The organism is Nitrincola alkalisediminis, assembly GCF_009821115.1.
Lineage (GTDB): Bacteria > Pseudomonadota > Gammaproteobacteria > Pseudomonadales > Balneatricaceae > Nitrincola > Nitrincola alkalisediminis.
The window spans coordinates 328,472-348,956 of record NZ_VYTY01000003.1 but is presented as its reverse complement, the minus strand read 5'-3'; the positions used below and the strand labels follow the sequence as shown (position 1 = coordinate 348,956).

The 20,485-nt window shown below is 47.9% G+C and carries 17 protein-coding genes, 1 pseudogene and 1 riboswitch; of the genes and pseudogenes, 12 read left to right on the top strand and 6 right to left on the bottom strand.

Going from position 1 to position 20,485, the window contains the following annotated elements:
* Positions 1 to 41: 41 nt before the first annotated feature.
* Together F5971_RS07100 and thiB are read right to left on the bottom strand one after the other, a co-directional pair.
* Positions 42 to 2,294 (bottom strand): heavy metal translocating P-type ATPase, encoded by a 2,253-nt coding sequence (locus tag F5971_RS07100; RefSeq protein WP_193494546.1) that lies wholly within the window; start codon positions 2,292 to 2,294, stop codon positions 42 to 44.
* Positions 2,295 to 2,357: 63 nt separating this feature from the next.
* Positions 2,358 to 3,347 (bottom strand): thiamine ABC transporter substrate binding subunit, encoded by a 990-nt coding sequence (gene thiB, locus F5971_RS07095; RefSeq protein ID WP_036510837.1) that lies wholly within the window; start codon positions 3,345 to 3,347, stop codon positions 2,358 to 2,360.
* A gap of 67 nt (positions 3,348 to 3,414) precedes the next feature.
* Positions 3,415 to 3,534, bottom strand: a riboswitch (TPP riboswitch).
* A 22-nt stretch (positions 3,535 to 3,556) separates the two neighbouring features.
* Here thiB and F5971_RS07090 point away from each other — a divergent pair.
* The 3 genes from F5971_RS07090 (at position 3,557) to F5971_RS07080 (ending at position 5,902) form a co-directional block, all read left to right on the top strand.
* Complete coding sequence (locus F5971_RS07090; RefSeq protein ID WP_223116281.1) at positions 3,557 to 4,315, top strand: phosphotransferase; 759 nt, start codon at positions 3,557 to 3,559, stop codon at positions 4,313 to 4,315.
* 115 nt (positions 4,316 to 4,430) lie between these two features.
* Positions 4,431 to 5,408 (top strand): oxygen-dependent tRNA uridine(34) hydroxylase TrhO, encoded by a 978-nt coding sequence (gene trhO / locus F5971_RS07085; protein ID WP_193494544.1) that lies wholly within the window; start codon positions 4,431 to 4,433, stop codon positions 5,406 to 5,408.
* Between the two features lie 5 nt (positions 5,409 to 5,413).
* A complete protein-coding gene (locus F5971_RS07080) occupies positions 5,414 to 5,902 on the top strand; it encodes a DUF192 domain-containing protein (RefSeq protein WP_193494543.1) in 489 nt (162 codons plus the stop codon).
* On the opposite strand, the gene F5971_RS07075 is transcribed toward F5971_RS07080, so the two are convergent.
* On the bottom strand, positions 5,875 to 7,062 hold the full coding sequence (locus tag F5971_RS07075) for an AAA family ATPase (protein ID WP_193494542.1): 1,188 nt from the start codon (positions 7,060 to 7,062) through the stop codon (positions 5,875 to 5,877). The two genes, F5971_RS07080 and F5971_RS07075, sit on opposite strands and share 28 nt — an antisense overlap.
* Positions 7,063 to 7,432: 370 nt before the next feature.
* On the opposite strand from F5971_RS07075, the gene urtA reads away from it, so the two are divergent.
* The 5 genes from urtA (at position 7,433) to urtE (ending at position 13,039) form a co-directional block, all read left to right on the top strand.
* Entirely contained in the window at positions 7,433 to 8,716 is a 1,284-nt protein-coding gene (urtA, locus tag F5971_RS07070) for an urea ABC transporter substrate-binding protein (protein ID WP_420329345.1), read from the top strand.
* A gap of 74 nt (positions 8,717 to 8,790) precedes the next feature.
* Positions 8,791 to 10,413, top strand: coding sequence for an urea ABC transporter permease subunit UrtB (gene urtB, locus F5971_RS07065; RefSeq protein WP_036510849.1), 1,623 nt, complete (start codon positions 8,791 to 8,793; stop codon positions 10,411 to 10,413).
* Between the two features lie 3 nt (positions 10,414 to 10,416).
* Positions 10,417 to 11,502 carry an urea ABC transporter permease subunit UrtC gene (urtC, locus tag F5971_RS07060; protein WP_089503623.1) on the top strand — a complete coding sequence of 362 codons (1,086 nt, stop codon included), beginning with the start codon at positions 10,417 to 10,419 and terminating at the stop codon, positions 11,500 to 11,502.
* On the top strand, positions 11,499 to 12,338 hold the full coding sequence (gene urtD / locus F5971_RS07055) for an urea ABC transporter ATP-binding protein UrtD (protein WP_036510852.1): 840 nt from the start codon (positions 11,499 to 11,501) through the stop codon (positions 12,336 to 12,338). Before urtC ends, urtD begins: the two co-directional genes overlap by 4 nt.
* A 2-nt stretch (positions 12,339 to 12,340) precedes the next feature.
* Positions 12,341 to 13,039 (top strand): urea ABC transporter ATP-binding subunit UrtE, encoded by a 699-nt coding sequence (urtE, locus tag F5971_RS07050; protein ID WP_036510854.1) that lies wholly within the window; start codon positions 12,341 to 12,343, stop codon positions 13,037 to 13,039.
* 173 nt (positions 13,040 to 13,212) lie between these two features.
* Here the strand turns inward: urtE and F5971_RS07045 are convergent, their stop codons facing one another.
* The 3 genes from F5971_RS07045 to F5971_RS07035 all read right to left on the bottom strand — a co-directional run bounded on the left by F5971_RS07045 (position 13,213) and on the right by F5971_RS07035 (position 15,043).
* Positions 13,213 to 13,815 carry a CHAP domain-containing protein gene (locus tag F5971_RS07045; RefSeq protein ID WP_036510857.1) on the bottom strand — a complete coding sequence of 201 codons (603 nt, stop codon included), beginning with the start codon at positions 13,813 to 13,815 and terminating at the stop codon, positions 13,213 to 13,215.
* Positions 13,816 to 14,121: 306 nt separating this feature from the next.
* Positions 14,122 to 14,568, bottom strand: coding sequence for a GNAT family N-acetyltransferase (locus F5971_RS07040; protein WP_202806850.1), 447 nt, complete (start codon positions 14,566 to 14,568; stop codon positions 14,122 to 14,124).
* Between the two features lie 79 nt (positions 14,569 to 14,647).
* Positions 14,648 to 15,043, bottom strand: a complete 396-nt coding sequence (locus tag F5971_RS07035) for a GFA family protein (protein WP_036510862.1) — start codon at positions 15,041 to 15,043, stop codon at positions 14,648 to 14,650.
* A gap of 88 nt (positions 15,044 to 15,131) precedes the next feature.
* On the opposite strand from F5971_RS07035, the gene F5971_RS07030 reads away from it, so the two are divergent.
* From F5971_RS07030 to trpB, 4 genes and pseudogenes are all read left to right on the top strand, one after another.
* Positions 15,132 to 15,332, top strand: coding sequence for a type II toxin-antitoxin system HigB family toxin (locus F5971_RS07030; protein ID WP_081763812.1), 201 nt, complete (start codon positions 15,132 to 15,134; stop codon positions 15,330 to 15,332).
* Positions 15,281 to 15,505 (top strand): annotated as a pseudogene (locus F5971_RS18810) (DUF1016 N-terminal domain-containing protein); the annotation flags it as partial. The gene F5971_RS07030 and the pseudogene F5971_RS18810, both read left to right, overlap by 52 nt.
* Positions 15,506 to 16,786: 1,281 nt before the next feature.
* Complete coding sequence (locus F5971_RS07020; protein WP_036510872.1) at positions 16,787 to 18,241, top strand: ATP-binding protein; 1,455 nt, start codon at positions 16,787 to 16,789, stop codon at positions 18,239 to 18,241.
* A 790-nt stretch (positions 18,242 to 19,031) separates the two neighbouring features.
* A complete protein-coding gene (trpB, locus tag F5971_RS07015) occupies positions 19,032 to 20,234 on the top strand; it encodes a tryptophan synthase subunit beta (protein ID WP_036510877.1) in 1,203 nt (400 codons plus the stop codon).
* Positions 20,235 to 20,485 lie beyond the last annotated feature (251 nt).

The window sequence follows — 20,485 nt, the reverse complement described above, 5'->3', positions numbered from 1 at the left end:
CCCTTATACCCTTCGACGAAGCAAAGGGTAAGGCCTAAAGATTAATCGAGTTTCATCAAACGCAAACGATTGGCGTTGCTCACCACTGTCACCGATGACAGTGCCATGGCCGCCGCGGCATAGGCAGGATTCATCAACCATCCTAACAATGGAAACAGTACACCGGCTGCAAGAGGGATACCCAAGGAGTTGTAGATGAACGCGCCAAACAAATTTTGATGGATATTGCGCAGGGTTGCCCGTGAAATCACCATGGCATCGGCAACACCCTGCAAAGATCCCCGCATCAACGTAATGTCAGCACTTTCTATTGCGACATCCGTGCCCGTGCCAATGGCAAAACCAACGTTGGCTTGCGCTAAGGCTGGCGCATCGTTTATACCATCGCCGACCATGCCCACTCGCAGACCTTGTGCTTGTAGCGCTCGAACTTTGTCCGATTTTTGTGCGGGCATAACACCGGCAATCACCTCATCTATGCCTGTTTGAGCAGCCACTGCTTGGGCGGTTCGTTCACTATCCCCTGTCATCATGATGACTCTGACACCGGCCTTTTTCAAACGTGCAATCGCCTCTGAGCTGTCACTTTTAATCGGATCGGATATGCCCAATAACGCCACCAATTGTCCCTGTAAACCGACCATTACCACAGTACTGCCTTGATCAGAGAGCTGATCAATTCGCTCTTTCGTGGCCGATGATACCGAAATGCCCTGCTCATCCATCAAGCGCACATTACCCACAACCCAGGTTAACCCCTGATCTTCATACACCAACCCCCGACCAGCAAACACTTCTGGGATGCCTGTTTGGGCCAGCGTTAAGCCCTTCTCTTCAGAGGCTTGAACAAGGGCATTGGCCAGCGGATGCTCGGAGGCCCGCTCTAGGGCTGCCACGTGTGCCAGTAACCAATCGTCTTTGTCGACGTCATAGTCCAATGAAATCGGCCAAGTATCTTCAGCTAAACACTCCAAGTGCACTAAACGCGGTTTGCCTTCAGTTACCGTGCCCGTTTTATCCAACACCATGACGTCTAAACGCGAGGACTCTTGTAATGCATCTCCTTTCCGAATCAAGACTCCCCGTCCCGCAGCGCGTCCAACACCCACCATAATCGACATGGGTGTTGCTAACCCCAATGCACATGGGCAGGCAATCACAAGAACGGCCATTGCGGTTGTAAAGGCATAAGCACTCGAGGGCTCAGGCCCCACTAACCACCAAATGAAGGCCGTGATCAGTGCAATCACGATGACCACCGGCACAAACACTCGGCTAATATCATCGGCCAGACGGCCAATTGCTGGTTTTTGGGCTTGAGCTTGGCGTACTTGCTCGATAATTCTGGCAAGGGTTGTCTCTTCCCCTACTTTTCGCACGCGCATCTTAATGCTGCCAGAAAGATTGACTGTGCCTGCGGACAAAACATCCCCTTTGGCTTTGCGCAAAGGCAGTGGCTCTCCCGTTAACATCGACTCATCAACTTGCGTATCACCTTCGGCTAAAACACCATCAACAGGAATACGCTCTCCGGGTTTCACCCGCAGCAAGTCGCTCGTTTGCAAGGAGGCCAAACGCATGGGCTTTTCATCACCATTGCTTAGAATCAAGGTCGCCGTGTCCGGTTGCAACTGCATCAGCGCCCGAATCGCTTGTGATGCTTGACCTCGTGCACGTGTCTCCAACACTTGGCCTAAGTTCACCAAGCCTATGATGAAAGCCGCCGCCTCATAATAGACATGTCGACCTTCCGCCGGCACGATGTCAGGCCAGATCACCATTAGGGTTGAATAGAGCCAAGCACTCCCTGTTCCTAGAGCTATCAGCGTATCCATCGTGGCATGCCGATGCTTGAGCGCTGTCCAAGCCCCTACAAAGAAATGCCCCCCGGAGTAGATCATCATTGCGAGCGTCACAAGCCCAATCAATGCCCAAAGCAAACGCGCTTCGTCTAGCATCGGCAGGTGCCCTGTCATCATGAACAGCATCTGTGGAATACCCACCAGTAATGCTACCCAGGTTCGACGCTTAATGGCCTGAAGATGCTGTGCTTCTTCTGCTTGACGCTCGGCTTCACCGTACTCCGCGTTCATTGGTGTCGCCTTAAAGCCTGCTTCATCAACAGCCGCCACCAACACATCAACAGGGGCATCGCCTTCTACACTTGCACTTCGATCGCCCAGATTGACGCTAACCGATTGCACGCCCGTGACGTTTTTCAGTGCATCTTCAACACTACCTACGCAGGCCGCACACCGCATTCCACGCAAAGCAAGACGAGTCTTCTGAGACATACCACACCTGTTTAATAATGGGCAGGAGCCTCTTAATGCCCCTCCCGATTGATTCCCATCACACTAACGGCTGACCGCGTTGCGCCAAGTCCTTAACCAGGTTTCACGCCCAGCTTCCGTTTCTTCAGGCGAAAAACCGATGCGCTGAGGCTGTGTTTGTAAAAACACCTCGGGCAACTCAATGTCTGTTCGCACCGGTAGCATCCAATTGGTTGTTGGAATCACCGTTTGAGCATCCTCACTTAACAAAAAGCTTAAAAAGGCTTGAGCCAACTCCACATTTTGGCTGGGGGCCGTCACCGCTGCCAATTCAATCTGCGCGACGTGTCCCTCTGTAAACAAGGCCGCCTGATATTGATCACTCTCTTCTGCAACCACATGATACGCCGGAGAGGTGGTGTAACTCAGCACATAATCGGCCTCACCTTGAAGAAACATGCCATAGGCCTCTGACCAGCCCTTCGTCACAGTGACCGTATTGCGCGCTAAGCGTTGCCAGGCTTGCTGCACATCATCACCGTACACCTTTTGCATCCAGAGCATCAGCCCCTGCCCTGGCGTACTGGTTCTTGGATCTTGATATATAATGCTGGCATCACTGTTTAACAAGGCTTCCAAAGAGTCCACTGGCGTTTCAATTTTATGCGCATCGTAAATAAAGGCAAAGTAGCCATAGTCGAACGGAATGAAGTCGGTATCGGTCCAGGCTAAGTCGGGATTAAGCGGCCAGTTCGACAACTCCAACTGGTGCGGCTGAACCAAGCCCAGCGCACGGGTTTGCTCCATTAACGCATCATCCAGCCCCAAGACCACATCCGCCCGTGTTGACGCCCCTTCAAGCCTCAGCCGATTTAATAAACTGACCCCATCATCACTGCTCACGTAGTTGAGTGTACAGTCACATTGCGCTTCAAATAACGTCTTAAGTTGCGGCCCAGGTCCCCAGCTACTGGTAAAGGAACTATAGGTATACACAGTAAGTTCTTTGGCTGACAAGGTCGTGATACAGAGGGATAAACCCAGTGCTGACAATAATCGTAACGATGATTTCATAACGAACGGCATCCACAAAAAATAAGGAGGTTGGGATTACCGGCAATAGACAAAGACAAGCATTCAAAGCAAGGCATGGCTCAATCCCTACGCCGGTGCTAACCGGATCAGGTTCAACGGGTGTATACTCTCAGCCAACCGCTCGACAGATTAAACCTGCACAGTTTTGGCACCCCGATGAGACTCGACTTAGTATACCAACGCATTCAATGACAAACCAACCTATCCTTCGTCTCCCAACTGAGTTAATCACTTGGTTAAACGCAATGCCTGACATCGACTATATAGGTGCAGGTACGGCTAATCAGCATTGGCGTTTAACCTGTGGTAATCAACGCTATATCTGGCGTGAGCGTATTCATCACCAACCAGGCAGCTCTCACATTGCTGAGCGTCTTGCCTTGCAGTGCATCCATGGGCGGAGCTGGGCACCCAAAGTGTGCTTGTATCTGGAAGAAGGGATTTTATTTGACGATCAAGCCACTCACACCTTTGATCCTCAAACCCTGAGCCCTGCACAACGCCAACACCTGTTGCACAGCGTCACGGAGCTATGGCAAATCCCCTTTGAGGGTCACAAAATGAACTACACAGCCTTGATTCAACAGTATGCCGACTTAGCTGGACATGGGGCGGACACGGATGCGCTTGAAGCATCACTCTTGGCAGAGGTTCGTCTATGGTGTGACGAGATGATGTGCTTTATTCATCAGGACATCCATCCCGGGAATTTATTGTTGAGCCATGAACACGTCATTCTAATCGATTGGGAATATGCGACGCGTGGAAACCCCTGGATAGATGCCATTGCACTGCAACGCATGCTGCAATTAACTCAATCAGAACGCCAATATTTAATGCAGTACTTGCCAACCTACCCAGCCGAAAACGCTTGGACACGCATGAGTCAATGGTTAACGCAGTTAGATGCGTTATGGAGTCGAGCACAAACGCAACAAAGCTGTTAAAATATTGACCAATTCATTTATCGATTCATTCTGGAAGTCGTGCCCTAGCCTGCACGTCACGTCTTCCTATGCGGATCAGCCCAGTTAGGCTAGAACTGTTGAGCTAGAGGAAGCTATGTCTAAGATTGTTGTCTGTGCACTGTATAAATTTGTTACCTTGGAAGACCATGTCGCGTTAAGAGCCCCCTTACAGGCCACCCTTGAACAGCAGGGTATTCGTGGCACATTACTCTTAGCGGCTGAGGGCATTAATGGCACGGTTGCAGGCTCTCGCCAAGCCATTGATGCCTTGAAAGACTGGTTTGCACAATACGAAGCCTTTTCCGGTATTGACTACAAAGAGTCATTAAGCGACGAACAGCCTTTTTATCGTACAAAAGTGAAATTGAAAAAAGAAATTGTCACGCTCGGCGTTGAAGGCATCGACCCTAAGAGAGTTGTCGGAACCTATGTCGAACCGAAAGACTGGAACGCCCTGATCAGTGATCCAAACGTGATTCTGGTGGATACACGTAACGACTATGAGGTTGGCATTGGCACGTTTAAAGGGGCGATAAACCCTAAAACAGAGACCTTCCGTGAATTTCCGGACTATGTCAAAACACATCTAGATCCCCAGCAACACAAGAAAGTCGCTATGTTTTGTACAGGTGGCATACGTTGTGAAAAAAGCACGGCCTATTTAAAAGAGCAAGGCTTTGAAGAGGTCTATCATTTGCACGGCGGCATTCTAAAGTACCTTGAAGAGGTCCCAAAAGAGGAGTCTTTATGGGAGGGTGAATGCTTTGTATTTGATAATCGCGTCACCGTTGATCACGACCTGCAACCGGGTCATTATTCGCTCTGTGCGGGTTGCCGAGCGCCCTTATCTGAAGAAGATACGCTCAGCCCGCATTACGAAGAAGGCATTAGCTGCCCTCATTGCGCCGATAAACAGACCCCAGAGCAGCGTGAGCGCTACGCCTCTCGGCAAAAGCAATTGGAATTGGCTAAACAACGTGGCGAAGCCCATATTGGTGCCGATGCGTTTCAAACCGCTGAACGACGCAGAGCCGAAAAAAAGGCACGTAAAGTCGCACAGCAAAAGGACTAGTACCAATGTTGTTTCCGACGTTGTCAGGAGGTCGTCTGCGTCTTTTTTTAGGATTCATCGCCTTTGTTTGCCTTGCCACCAATGCAAACGCAGATCTGTACGCATTTGATATCGCTAAGTTTGAGATCGGCGGAAAACAACTCAAGGTAGAGTTGGCTCAGACGCCCGTGCAACGTTCAAGAGGGCTGATGTGGCGCGAACATCTGGATGAGGATGCTGGCATGCTGTTCGTTTTTAACAACGCCGAGCCGCTCTGTTTCTGGATGCGCAACACATTGGTTCCCTTATCCATTGGTTTTTTTGATGCAGAATTTGTGCTGATGCAAGTCACTGACATGCATCCCTTATCGGACCAAACCCATTGTTCAGATAGACCCGCCCAATATGCTCTAGAGGTGAATCAAGGCTGGTTTGAGCGCCAACAGATACGCGCCCAAGACCAGCCTCGTGGGCGCATCATCTTAGATCAAGACTCCTCTCCCGATAAAGATTGACTCACTTTTCCCAAAGGGGCAGCCAAAAGGCGTGTTGAACTGCCCTCTTGAACCTCAGCGTGTTCCTTCTTGTCCAAGCAATAGTGCACTAGAGGTAAATCGCTTTGCGCAAGCGCAAGCGCCTGTCCAGTCACGATAAACTGGCAATTTGGGAACAAATAGGCCAAGGACTTGAGTAGCGTCGGCTGCATTTTCACATCCAAGGATTGATCGATATCGTCAATGAGGATAATCCCACTGCCGCTTAAAGGGGTCAGGCTCAAGGGATGGGTCTGGCACAAACGTTTAACAATATCTCCACTTAATGCCAACAACTGGCGCTCCGACCGTGACAGTTGGTTTAACTCTAAGGTGACGCCTCGTTTATCAAACAACAAACGGGGTGCGGGATGGCGCTCTATACGGATATTGGTTAACTCAGGCAAGAGGTATTGCCACACCTGACGCAAAGCGGTCATGGGAGGGTGTGCTGACTGGCAACGCTCAACATCCAATGCCTTATACAGGTTGGATATGTCAGGATGCGCGTGCTGACGACGAGCATTCGCTAGGCTGAGATGCATGGCTCGACTGCGCAACTCATTCTCCAGGTCTTCTTGCTCACGCAGCCAATGAAAAAAAGTGATGAAATCAACACTATCTGGAACCGTATTATCCAGAACATTTAACGGATGCGTCAGTGATCCTTTGGGCAAGAAATTGGGGATGCTGAATGAACGATCCGACGGATAATACGCCACTAATGGGATACCGTCTTCTGCATCACGTTGAAGCCGCTGAGCATAGTGTTGCGTCACAACCACCATCTCACTTATTTCGGCTCGATCAGCAAACCCTGCGCCCTTTTTCTTACGCGTTAGCGCCCAACTTAACGTGCCTTCAACACTGGGATCCTCTGCACGAATTTCAAGTGAGCAATGATCAGCGCCCTCTTTTAGGTCACTTATCGGAAACATCTTGCCATTCAGTTTGTCATTCTTTAGTCGTGAAGAAAACCAGGTCAGCCCATAGGCCAAGGCTCGCATAGCGGCCGACTTACCTGTGCCGCTGCTACCACTGAGCAAGGTCACACGACCCGAGTCTTCTAAATACGCAGGCATTGTCACGTTTAACTGGCTCAAGCCTGCAATGTTCTCCAATCGGAAGCCAACTATTCTCATACAACACCTCTAAACACGACCGACTTTAGATACGCTAACAGCTATATGTAATACTCTGATTAAACCCAAAAGTACACCCAAAAGCCTTATCGAAATACGGACATTTTAAATACACCATGCTCATCAAAGACTTACTCTACCCCCCTGTACCTTAGTCTCTAGAATTAGCCAGAGCAAGCCTCGCCCTATTATCGAGCGCCATTAAAATCTTTTTCGCACCAACACAGGGCAAGCCTCTTTATCAACATCCCCCTCCTGCACACCTTAATCAGGTTCACAACCTTCAATTACAGGGAGTTTGAAGAATTGGCACACTTAATGCTGTATCACAGCAAACCTTAAACCAGATAGGATTTGACCGATGAAACAGATGAACAAGAAACTGGCCACTGCAACCTGTGCTCTCGCTCTGTCAATTGCGGCAATCACCGCTCAAGCCTCCGACACCATTAAGGTCGGCGTATTGCACTCACTATCCGGCACCATGGCCATCAGTGAAACCACACTGAAAGACACCATGCTGATGCTGATTGAAGAGCAAAACAAGCAAGGTGGCGTTTTAGGCAAACAGTTAGAAGCCGTTGTTGTGGACCCTGCGTCGGATTGGCCACTGTTCGCAGAGCGTGCACGTGAGCTGCTTGAGCGTGATAAAGTCGCGGCTATTTTTGGTGCATGGACATCTGTTTCACGTAAATCTGTTTTACCCGTTGTTGAAGAGCTTAACGGACTGTTGTTTTACCCCGTTCAGTACGAAGGCGAAGAGTCGTCTAAAAACGTTTTCTACACAGGTGCTGCCCCTAACCAACAAGCCATTCCTGCCGTTGATTATTTAATGAATGAGCTCGGAATTGAACGCTGGGTTCTGGCTGGTACAGACTATGTCTATCCACGCACCACCAACCGTATTCTTGAAGCCTACTTGAAATCCAAAGGGGTTGCAGAAGCGGACATCATGATCAACTACACGCCGTTCGGTCATTCGGATTGGCAAACCATCGTTTCCGACATTCGTCGCTTTGGTGGTGAAGGCAAGAAAACAGCCGTTGTATCCACCATTAACGGTGACGCAAACGTACCCTTCTACCGTGAGTTAGGTGCGCAAGGCGTCTCTGCAGAAGATATCCCAGTCATTGCCTTCTCTGTTGGTGAAGAAGAACTGTCCGGTATTGATACCGCGCCTCTGGTCGGGCACTTGGCAGCTTGGAACTACTTCATGAGCATCGACACCGAGGCGAATGACGAGTTTATCGATACTTGGCATGCGTTTACGGGTGACACCAACCGCGTAACCAATGACCCAATGGAAGCGCACTACATCGGCTTTAACATGTGGGTTGAAGCGGTAAACAAAGCAGGCACGACGGATCCATCAGCCGTCCAAGAAGCCATCATCGGTGTTACAGTGCCCAATTTGACGGGTGGCTATGCGGCGATGATGCCAAACCATCACATCACCAAACCTGTCTTTATCGGTGAAATCCAGTCCGATGGTCAGTTTGAAGTGGTTTGGCAAACGCCTAGCACCGTTGTTGGCGATGCGTGGTCTGACTTCTTAGAAGGTTCTAAAGATATTATTTCAGATTGGCGCAAGCCTCTCTCGTGCGGTAACTACAACGTAGTCACCAAAACCTGCTCAGGTCAGAACTTCGAATAATCGCAAGTGTACTTCGCTGCATGCAACCTCTGCATGCAGCGACTTCTCGCTCCACTTTTCTGGGATATTCAATTATGAAAAGCCGGATTAAGCACCTAATGTGCGCTTTAGGCCTGCTGGTTCTCTTGCTCTGTGCTGTACAACCTGCATTTGCCAAATCTGACGACCCTGTGCTTCTTGAGTTGCAGACGCTGTTGATCTCATCGAATAACCAAGACCGAACAAAAGCCATTGAGCTTTTGACACAGTCACAACATGAATTGGCCTTCGATATTTACGGTTTACTGCTAGAGGGCAAGTTCTTTTTTAACCGCACGGATAACCAACTTTATTTAGTGGATCGTGCCGAGGCGGGACAAAGCGCCTTACATTTTCTGGATGAACGTGATGTTGTCATTGAGCGCCCTCGGGATTTTCGCCGTGTTGCCCTCAACAATGCACAACGCACGCAGATTCGCCGAGTCATGGCTCAAACAGGCTTAACAGCAGACTCCAGCAAAACTCGAATCAAAGCGGTACGACAAATGATGGGCGATCCAGATCCAGAAGCCCTAAGTCTGATTCGTGCGGCCTATACCTCAGAAACAAATGACAAAGTCCGTGATCTGATGGCGGTTGCGATTGCCATTGACACCCTCACACAGACAGATGAAGCCGCTCAGCGAGATGCCATTGACACCTTAGCCGCTTCGTTAGAACCGCGTGCGCGCAACGCCTTAAACCAATTTGTCAGCCAAACCGAGAATGCTTCCTTAAAAGAATTGGCGGAAAAAGGGCTGATTGGCATTGAACAAAAGATCAAATTTTACAAAGGCCTCGAAACCGTTTACTTCGGACTTAGCCTAGGCTCTGTCCTAGTCCTCGCCGCTATTGGCTTAGCAATCACCTTTGGTGTGATGGGCGTGATTAACATGGCCCATGGCGAGTTAATCATGATTGGTGCTTACACCACTTTTGTTATTCAACAGTTAATGCCTAACCACATCGGTCTGTCTGTTTTGGTTGCCATACCCGCGGCCTTTGTCGTATCCGGTCTTGTGGGTATTGCCATTGAACGTGGCGTCATACGCTTTTTATATGGCCGTCCATTAGAGACACTGCTGGCAACCTTTGGTATCAGCCTTGTTCTGCAACAGGCTGTGCGTACCATTTTCTCACCCTTGAATAAAACCGTCGAAACACCTTCGTGGATGAGTGGCATGCTGGAATTTAACCCAGTGTTCGCCATCACCCTCAACCGTTTGTACATCATTATTTTTTGCTTATTGGTTTTCTTCGCACTCTTAATGATTTTGAAACGTACCGCATTGGGTTTGCAAGTCAGAGCCGTGTCTCAAAACCGTGCAATGGCGCGTGCCATGGGCGTCCGCTCAGAACGTGTCGATATGATGACCTTTGGCTTAGGATCAGGGGTTGCTGGCATTGCAGGCGTGGCGCTATCACAAATCACCAACGTCGGACCCAACCTAGGACAAGCCTACATTATCGACTCCTTTATGGTGGTGGTCTTTGGCGGTGTCGGTAATATTTGGGGAACTCTGGTCGCAGGGATGACACTGGGCGTTGCCAACAAAATTATGGAGCCTTGGGCGGGTGCGGTATTGGCTAAGATATTAGTCCTCGTCTTCATTATTCTCTTTATCCAGAAAAAACCGCGCGGACTCTTTCCGCAACGCGGTCGTGCGGCAGAGGGTTAAGCCATGATGTTATGGAATCTTATTAAAGAAGATCGGGGTGGGCAGATATTGCTACTGCTACTGGCGATTGCCATTATTGCAGTCCCCATGCTCAATGCCTTACCCCCTGATCATGCCTTGCATATTCCCACCTACACGGTGGCGCTGCTCGGCAAATACTTGACCTTAGCACTCTTGGCACTGTCCGTTGATTTAGTCTGGGGCTACCTTGGTATCTTAACGCTAGGTCATGGGGCGTTCTTTGCGCTCGGTGGCTATGTCATGGGCATGTATCTGATGCGTCAGATCGGCGAGCGGGGAGTCTACGGACATCCCGAGCTCCCAGACTTCATGGTGTTCTTGAACTGGGACAGCTTGCCTTGGTACTGGACGGGCTTAGATCAATTTTGGTTCGCAGCCATCCTGATCATACTGGTGCCTGGCCTATTGGCGTTTATTTTTGGTGCCTTGGCCTTTCGTTCGCGCGTATCTGGCGTCTATTTATCCATTATCACGCAAGCCTTAACCTTCGCCCTGATGTTGGCTTTTTTCCGCAATGAAATGGGCTTTGGTGGCAATAATGGCTTAACGGACTTTAAAGATATTTTAGGCTTTAGCTTGCAAGCGCGTGAAACCAAAGTTGGGTTGTTTGTCGCCTCAGCGGTTGCCTTAGCTCTGGGCTATTTAATCAGTCGTGCCGTCATCCAAAGCCGACTGGGCAAGGTCTGTGTTGCCGTGCGTGATGCCGAGTCGCGTGCACGCTTTTTGGGCTACCGTGTTGAAAACGTCAAGCTGTGGGTATTCACCCTATCAGCCATGATTGCTGGGGTTGCGGGCGCGTTGTATGTTCCGCAAGTCGGCATTATCAATCCGAACGAGTTTTCACCACTGAACTCAATTGAAATTGTGGTCTGGGTCGCTGTCGGTGGCCGTGCAACGCTCTACGGTGCGGTTGCGGGTGCTTTGTTTATTAACTACGCCAAAACCTGGTTCACCACCGAATTACCAGATGTCTGGTTGTTCGCATTGGGCGCTATTTTCGTGCTAGTCACCTTGTTTTTACCCAAGGGGATTGCCGGTCTGTTTCGTCGTAAGGAGGCCAGCGTATGAGCCAAGCACGCTTACTCGATGAAATAAAAGACAAAAACCGTGTCTTCTCGTTCATGCACACTCAACAAGCCCCCACACTGAACGTCAGCAAAAATGTCTTGCTCTACTTGGAAGGCTTATCAGTCAGTTTTGATGGTTTTAAAGCCATTAATAACCTGAACCTCTACATCAATGACGGTGAGTTACGCTGCATTATCGGTCCCAATGGCGCGGGCAAAACCACGATGATGGACATCATTACCGGAAAAACTAAACCCGATACGGGGTCTGCCTGGTTTGGGCAAACCATTAACCTATTGGAGATGGATGAGCCAGCCATTGCCCAAGCAGGCATTGGCCGTAAATTCCAAAAACCCACCGTATTTGAGTTTTTGAGTGTGCGTGACAACCTGCTTCTGTCTATGCCTGAAGAGCGTAAGGTGTTTAGTATTCTGACCGCGCGCTTAACGGGTGAACAGAGTGATCGCATTGATGAAGTGTTGGAGATTATTGGCTTAAAAGAGCAAACCCTCTTGCAAGCGGGCAGCCTTTCTCATGGTCAAAAACAGTGGCTGGAAATTGGCATGCTACTGATGCAACGCCCTCGCCTCTTGTTGGTCGACGAACCCGTTGCGGGGATGACGCATCAAGAAATGGACCGCACAGCGGAGCTGCTGATTTCGCTCTCGGGTAAGCACTCAGTGGTCGTAGTCGAGCATGATATGGACTTTGTTCGTCACTTAGCGGGCAAAGATCGTACCGTGACAGTGTTGCATCAAGGCAGCGTGTTGGCTGAGGGCAGCATGGATCAAGTTCAGAATAACCGCAAAGTGATTGAAGTCTATCTGGGAGAATAAACATGATTAAAATTCAGGGACTTAATCAATTTTACGGTCAAAGTCATACCCTCTGGGATGTCGACATGCAGATTCCCGAGGGGCAATGCACCGTATTAATGGGTCGTAATGGCGTGGGTAAAACCACTCTGCTGCAATGCATTATGGGCCATCAAAAAGTCAAAACTGGTAGCATTGTGCTCGCAGGTGAACATGACTTGGTGAAAGTCTCAGTCGAACAACGCCCTCGTTTAGGGGTCGGCTATGTGCCTCAAGGACGGCAGATTTTTCCACTCATGACCGTGGAAGAAAATCTACAAATCGGGTTACCTGTATTGCCACGCGGGCAGCGCAAGATTCCCGATTATATCTTTGACCTCTTTCCCGTTCTGGCACAGATGATGAACCGTCGTGGCGGCGATTTATCCGGCGGGCAACAGCAACAGCTCGCCATCGGTCGTGCGTTAGTGGTGAACCCTAAACTTCTGATTCTCGATGAGCCGACAGAAGGGATACAGCCGAACGTGGTGCAGGAAATCGGCGATATCATTCGCAAGCTCAATCGTGAAATGGGACTCACAGTGTTGCTGGTCGAGCAAAAACTGCCCTTTGCCCGTAAAGTTGGAGATCGCTTTTGCATTCTCGACCGTGGGCGTAAGGTGGCTGAAGGCGATATGCCAACACTTGATGAGGCATTGATTAAGCAGTATTTGACGGTATAAGAGGTTAGCGGATACGCACTTTGCAGACTGTTGATTTAGAGTCGATTGAGTACTGGGCGATTTCCTTGTCCTGTACTCAATACGGCTCGTATTTGTTTTATGGTTTGAGTTTTTATAAAGGTGTTAGCCTGGACTCAAAATCATCAGTCAAGTCATGCTGGATGGCTGAGGGCTTATTGATCAGGTAAACGCAACCAACCCAACACCCTGTTATTGTCCACTCGGTAGTTGCTACCTTGACGCACAAGAGGAATGGCTTCTCTGGACGAGTAAATGGGTCCCGCATTTTGCTGCGCAATAATCACAGCATACGCGTTTACTTGCGCGACAATAGCCACATGACCATAGGGATTAAACAGCGACGGAGCATACACGATAATATCGTCTGGGGCAGGCATGCTAGTGCCTCCGTTTCGGTATTGCAGCAAAGCCCGCTGTTTGTTTAAAGCGCCATCCGGCAAGTTTTGATCAAAGAATGTTTTGGCGTGACCATAAGAATCCGGCATCTGATGGTCGAACCTCTCATAGTAATAGCGCTTTACAAACTCAATACACTGGTACTTGATGCCAAGGTTATAGCCGGAAGCCGTTAAATTTCTACCGTAAGACTGGTTGACCCCGCCGTTATAGTAAATACCCACGCCATTTAATTCATCAATCTGCGTACCCGGTGAAATACTGCTAGCAATTGGCGTACGGGTAATAAGCTGATAAGCGCCAAATACAACTGCGGCGACGACCAGCAAGCTTCCTGCTATTTTTATTGTGCGATGCATTCCTATCTCATCTTTGATTAAGCAACAGACTAGGCCCCAGACAAAGGAGCAAAACCCGTGTCGCATTTTTGTTAAGTTTACATGGGTCAATTATGTATCGAAAATAGCAGGTAACCAGAGTTTTTACCTGCGTGCGGACACCCAGATGATGATACCAAACAAGCTGGCAGGATTCTAATCATTGCAGTATTGGCAAAGGTCTTGAAGTTAGAATGGTGCATTATATGCGCCGTTTTTATCAAACCTTTTCAATTCGAGACGCACTGCGTCCCGAATTCAGCTGGACTCATTAGCGGTCAACTGCATTTACTTAAGCGCTATTTCCATAGGCTGATAAACCAAACCCGCAAACTCGCCTATGTCGCCACTGCATTTGAAACCATACTTTATGTATGCAGGAACCGAAGACAAAGAAGCTCTTACCGTTACGGTTTCAGCTCTTGCATGCTTTAAAGCTGCTGCCAGCAAAGCCTTACCGATCCCTTTCTTCTGGTGATCAGGACAAATGAATAGCATTGCAACATGCCGTCCTTCTTTGAGCTCAATTACACCCTGAACTTCCCCACTCCTTTCTGCGACTAGCATCATGTTATCGCCATTCATTCTTGCTAAGAATGCGTCACTGGCTGCAATGCTTGTGAAGGTTGCAATCCCTTGCTCAGACAAGCTATCTGCGACAGAGCGAGTAAAAGATGCAATGCAAATCGCACTTACGGCTTCAAGATCCGTCTCTTCCATTTTCCTTATAATCACTTAATACCTCTCTTGTCGGTAAATTTAACTGCATCTAGGCCTGCATTACTTGGTGCTTTTGCTTTATTAAATGCATCAATCAACGACCTGGCTGCCACTCTTTATAACTGGGGATACCTTCATACTCCAGCCACTCCACATCATGATCGGTCCAAATATGCGCTTCTGGTTTTAAGCCTGGATCCTCATCCAAGGTAGCAACCCGCAGAATAACGTGCGGTTGGCCAGGCCTTTCTGCGACTAAATGAGTGCCACAGACCGAACAAAAATGCCGTATTTTTCCAGGGCTGGACTCAAAGCTCGAAAGCTTATTCTCTCCGCGCAACCATCGAAAGTTCTCTCTCAGCACACCAGCGGTCGGCGCGAAAGGTGCAGCATGTGCTTTTCGACAGGTTTTGCAGTGGCAAAAAATGATTGGCATATCAAGTGAGGTAATCTCATATTCTATCGTTCCACACAAGCAACTTCCTTTCACAAATATCTCCTTATAGAGTTGATGAGCGTCTCAAAAGGCCCAATTTAGATATATTTTTTCTACTGGGAACCTATAGTTTTTTGCTTTTATACTATTTACTGGGTGCTTTATCCAATTCAAGCGCAATCATTTTCGGCTTGTCGTCAAGGTGCACTATCAAAAGGGTAACGCAATGATTGAATGGGTTGGTACTCACGCTGAAAACCGTGCTGAATATGGCACTGAGTTACACACCTATCAAAGCAACTGTCTGCTGAATTTGGTAAAGGCTTTGAGGCCAGAAACTTAGATTATACGCGCAGTCTTTATCAAATTTTTCCAATTTGGAACGCACTGAGTTCCAAATTAAGCTGGACACACTACCGTCGTTTATTGCGTGTAGAAGATGAGACCCAAAAGGTCTCCGACTTGGACAATCGTTGTTTTAATAACTTTAATCCCTTCGCGCTTTCGGCCTTGTAGTCGCACTTGGCGACCTTGATCAAGCGAGGGTGCGCCAAGTCATAATAAATGCGCTCAATAGATTCCTGATCTGTGACCACAAAGCACTTGTCAAACGATGTTGTTGCCATGATGGCACCTCCTCTTTAGCAGAAGCCTAAATGAAATATAACAGCTTGCAACATGAGTCAACAGCCTACTCTGTTTCATTCATTTTGGTCTGGATCTTAAAGGAATGGGAGTAATTGATGGTTGGGAGCAGTCAATTCCACACTGCCTTTCCCTGTGCATTCGGCAAAACTATTCCATAGCTTTACATTTCATCAAAAAGTATCGTATTACTAGACGGCACACTATTTATGTCAAGCTCCAGCAGATTGCCTCAATCCTATAACGATCAGACGCTTCTTGAATGAGTTGTGAAGCGAGTGCGCTTTTCTCTTTACGTGAAAGCATCCAAGCTACAATGTAACGGCTAAACAGATCCATCACGACATAGAGAGATAAATACTCACCACGCTTTCTTGAACAAGCATCATGAGTCGTTCCCTTGCTCCAAGGCTTCGACTAAAGCCATCGTTTTTTTTGGAGCATGATACAGCTGTCTTTTACGTCGAGCTGATGTCGAAGACGTGCATTTTCTTTCTCCAGCTGTTCTATCCGTTTTTGTTCTGGGGTCTGACTCGCTGCTGGTCCTGGCTGTGACTTTTAAAGGCCTTTCACACCTTCAGCCGCGAATTCACGACGCCATTGCGCTAACTGATTGGAAACGAGTAACCTTAGTACAAAATTGTGAAGTACCCCCTAAGCTGATAGCTTAGGCTTAAATAATTTGTGTTAACGTGGTCAGTTGTAGAGCAATCCTTGATAAATGACTGTAAGTTCATTGAACTGGCGATCTCAACTATCAAGGATTACTTGACAGTTGCTATACCGATCTTAGCAGCTAGTGAAACTTGCTTACCCAGCTTACAATTATGAATAGTTTTTATTTTGCATAAACCGAGATCGATATGACAGGAGAGCGTATTAAGCGTGCCAGAAGCGCTGCCGATCTCTATAATCCAGAATCAATGTCAGACAAGCTGACGAGCAAAAGGATGAGGTTTTGGAGCGTATCTTCATTGGCCGCTGGTTCAGAAACAATACTGAACGTTTGGAAAAGCTGTCCGATCTTTACACTGAAATGACAACAAACCCAACTATGAATAGTAAAAAAGGCAGAGAGCCTTACAATGAGAAACGTTAATTTAAAGCTTCTGAAACCATCATCAACATCAATAAATATTGAGATTTTAAGCCGTGACTGATACTCGTACTTTGGCGTTGATTGATGAATTACTTGCCCTACCAGCTGAGACCACATGGGTTGAGTTCAAGGAGAACAATTCAGATGCAGAGATGATAGGTAAGCGGATCTCAGCATTGTCGAATTCAGCTAGGTTAGTCGACAAACACTTTGCTTATATGCTCTGGGGAATAAGAGATGCCGATCACCAGGCAATAGGCACTTATTTTGAACCCTCAAGCCAAAAACAAAATAATCAACCGCTTGAGATGTGGCTTTCACAGCACCTACAGCCAGCAATAGCTTTCAATTTTTCAGAGGTGGATTACCGAGGCTCACGTCTAGTACTTTTAGAGGTGCCCGCAGCTAACAACAGCCCAGTAGAATTTGATCGCCAAGCCTATATCCGCATCGGTAGTGCAACACCTCGTTTGTCTGATCATCCTGAACGCCTAAAAGCATTATGGACAAAACTACAGCCCTATACTTGGGAGAGTGCTCTAGCCGCCCAATTCTTGAGCAGTGATGATGTGCTTAGCCGTCTGGACTATACCGTGTACTTTGAACTAACCGGACAGCCCTTGCCAGATAATAGAGCAGGCATATTCGACAAGCTTCGGGCAGACCATCTGATACAGGAAGATGTGGGTGGACGCTGGAATGTCACCAATCTAGGAGCGATTTTGTTTGCAAAGCGTCTGGCCGACTTTTCTCCTTCATTAGCACGGAAGGCGGTTCGCTTCGTTGCCTATGATGGTTTAAGCCGTGCCGATACGGTTACACATCGACAGGATGGACAAAAAGGTTACGCGACAGGATTTACCGGGCTGATCGATCACATTGATGGGCTGATGCCACGCAATGAATTCATAGGAAAGGCCTTTAGAGAAGAGCGGCCTTTGTATCCAGCCATCGCTATTCGTGAACTCGTAGCCAATGCATTGATTCATCAAGATATGACCATTACAGGTGCAGGACCTTTGGTAGAAATGTTCTCTGATCGTATTGAGATTACTAATCCAGGGCAACCTTTAGTACAACCTGAGCGCTTCCTTGATTTTCCGCCCCGCTCTCGTAATGAGGCGCTGGCTGCTCTTATGCGGCGCATGAGATTGTGTGAAGAGCAAGGCACTGGAATTGATAAAGTGATCGTTGCTGTAGAGCTCCACCAATTACCTCCCCCGGATTTCCGCAAGGAAGGTGATGCTGTTCGAGTGGTACTGTACGCTCCACGCCGGTTTGCAGATATGACACCTCAAGAACGAGTTAGGGCTTGTTACCAGCATGCAGCATTGAAGTATCTATCTGGAGAAAAGTTGACTAATTCAACGCTTAGAGAACGGCTAGGAATTGAGCCTCAAAATGCGGCTCAGGCTTCTTCAGTCATCCGTCAAGCTATCGAAGCTAAGCTAATTCGAGTTGCTGATCCTTCTGCGCCACGTTCAGGTTATGTTCCATTTTGGGCCTAGGTTAGGAAGATTTGATTGGGTTTTGATTTTGGCTACGAAATGGATGAATCACAGATCGGTTACAAAAAAATAAATCATATTTATCAAATATTTAATTATTATCAGCGTATGCAGAAAGTTTTGATCAGGTTTTGATTGCTCGGATGAATTTTGAGTTTTTGGCAACTCAATTATCAGATAAGAGCCACCACTTGATGTTTATGCACTGCATAAACTGAACACTTCAAGCCTGTTTAAATAGCTAAAAAATCCTAAATTGGAACGCATTGCGTTCCGAATTATTCCTGCGACAAAACCATACATCTGGATTAAACCAAACTACCGAATACCGCTTACGTATTTGAAGAATTGCCAATAATAACCTTCATACTTTTGGTCTTTGAACAGCTAATCCACACCCACACTTCAGAAATCCCTTCTATTGAGTTACTCTTAACTACGACGAAACTGTTTTTAATCAAGCGCTAATCATCAAACGCGAGATAGTGGATATGGACAAAAAATCGCTCACGGAACGGGATATTTGCACTAAGTTCATCAACCCAGCACTTGAGCAGGCAGGCTGGGATTTAAACACACAGGTCAGGGAAGAAGTCTCTTTCACCGCTGGTCGAATCATTGTGCGTGGAAGACTCCAAAGCAAAATACCTTTCTCCCACCCCCACCACTAGCCACAACATTCATAAGGATAATTTCACCAAGACGCTTGCTCTTCCCGCTTCATTTAAAGATGATTAACTCACAGCATGAGCCCCTCGCTCTGCCATTATAATTTTTAAAGGATAGGTACATGAGTAAGTTAGAATTTGGCCCCATGCCTGATGCTCAAGGCTATTTTGGTGAATACGGTGGGCAGATTATTCCACCCGAGTTGCAAGCGGTGATGAATGATATAGACAAGGCCTACGAAGAAATTCGACAGATGCCCGAGTTTCAAGACGAGTTAAAAACACTGTTTGCAGACTACATTGGCCGTCCAAGTGCGCTCTTTCATGCACGTCGTTTGAGCGAAAAACTCGGTGGGGCGCAAATCTTTTTGAAGCGTGAAGACTTAAACCATACCGGCGCACACAAGGTTAACCACTGCTTAGGCGAAGCCTTACTAGCAAAGTACATGGGTAAAACCAAAGTGATTGCCGAAACCGGTGCAGGACAACATGGCGTTGCTTTGGCAACGGCCTGTGCATTGGTGGGTATTCCCTGCGAAATTCACATGGGACAGGTCGATATTGAAAAAGAACACCCCAACGTTGTCAAAATGAAAATCCTAGGCTGTACGCTGATCCCTGTGACACGCGGAACCGCGACCTTAAAAGATGCAGTCGACAGCGCCTTTGAAGAGTACTTAAAAGACCCACAAAACTACATCTACGCCATTGGTTCTGTTGTCGGTCCTCACCCCTTCCCAAAAATGGTGCGAGACTTCCAATCCGTCATAGGTGAAGAAGCAAGAGAGCAGTTCCTCAGCCGCTTTGGCAAGTTGCCTGACTATCTGACCGCATGTGTTGGCGGCGGGTGTAATTCGATTGGCCTCTTTACTGCGTTTTTGAACGATGAAGATGTTCAAATGGTTGGGGTTGAACCTGCAGGAAAAGGACTGGATACAGATCAACATTCGGCGACCCTAACGCTTGGTAAACCAGGACAAATTCACGGTATGAAGTGCTACGTCTTAGAAACTGAAGACGGCGAGCCGATGCCCGTTCATTCCATTGCCTCTGGGTTAGACTACCCTGGCGTTGGCCCCCAACACTCCTATTTAAAAGACCTAGGCCGTGTGCAGTATGCCACAGCAACGGACCAAGAGTGTTTAGATGCCTATATGATGCTGTCTCGTGTAGAAGGCATTATCCCAGCGCTTGAAAGCTCTCATGCGGTTGCTTGGGCGATTCGTACTGCGCCGACCTTAAGTAAAGACAAAACCATTTTGATCAATATTTCCGGGCGTGGCGACAAAGATGCCGATTATGTTGCCGAGTTGTTAAAGCTTTAAGTTATCAACACCCTATGTGGATTGCTTTGCTGTAAAGTAATTCACATGAGCGCCCTCTCATTGGCAAAGAAACACCGCACCAAAATCTATCAAGAACATTTTTAAATGCATGATTTTGGTGCAATTTTCGCACCGAAAAAGAGCAGAAAGAGCCTGATGCGCCGTCATGGGTCATGGCACGCTCTTTGCTAAATCAAAGGCATACTTAAGCAAGTCTTTTTGACTCGTTGATTAATCGTCCGATGCCGGAC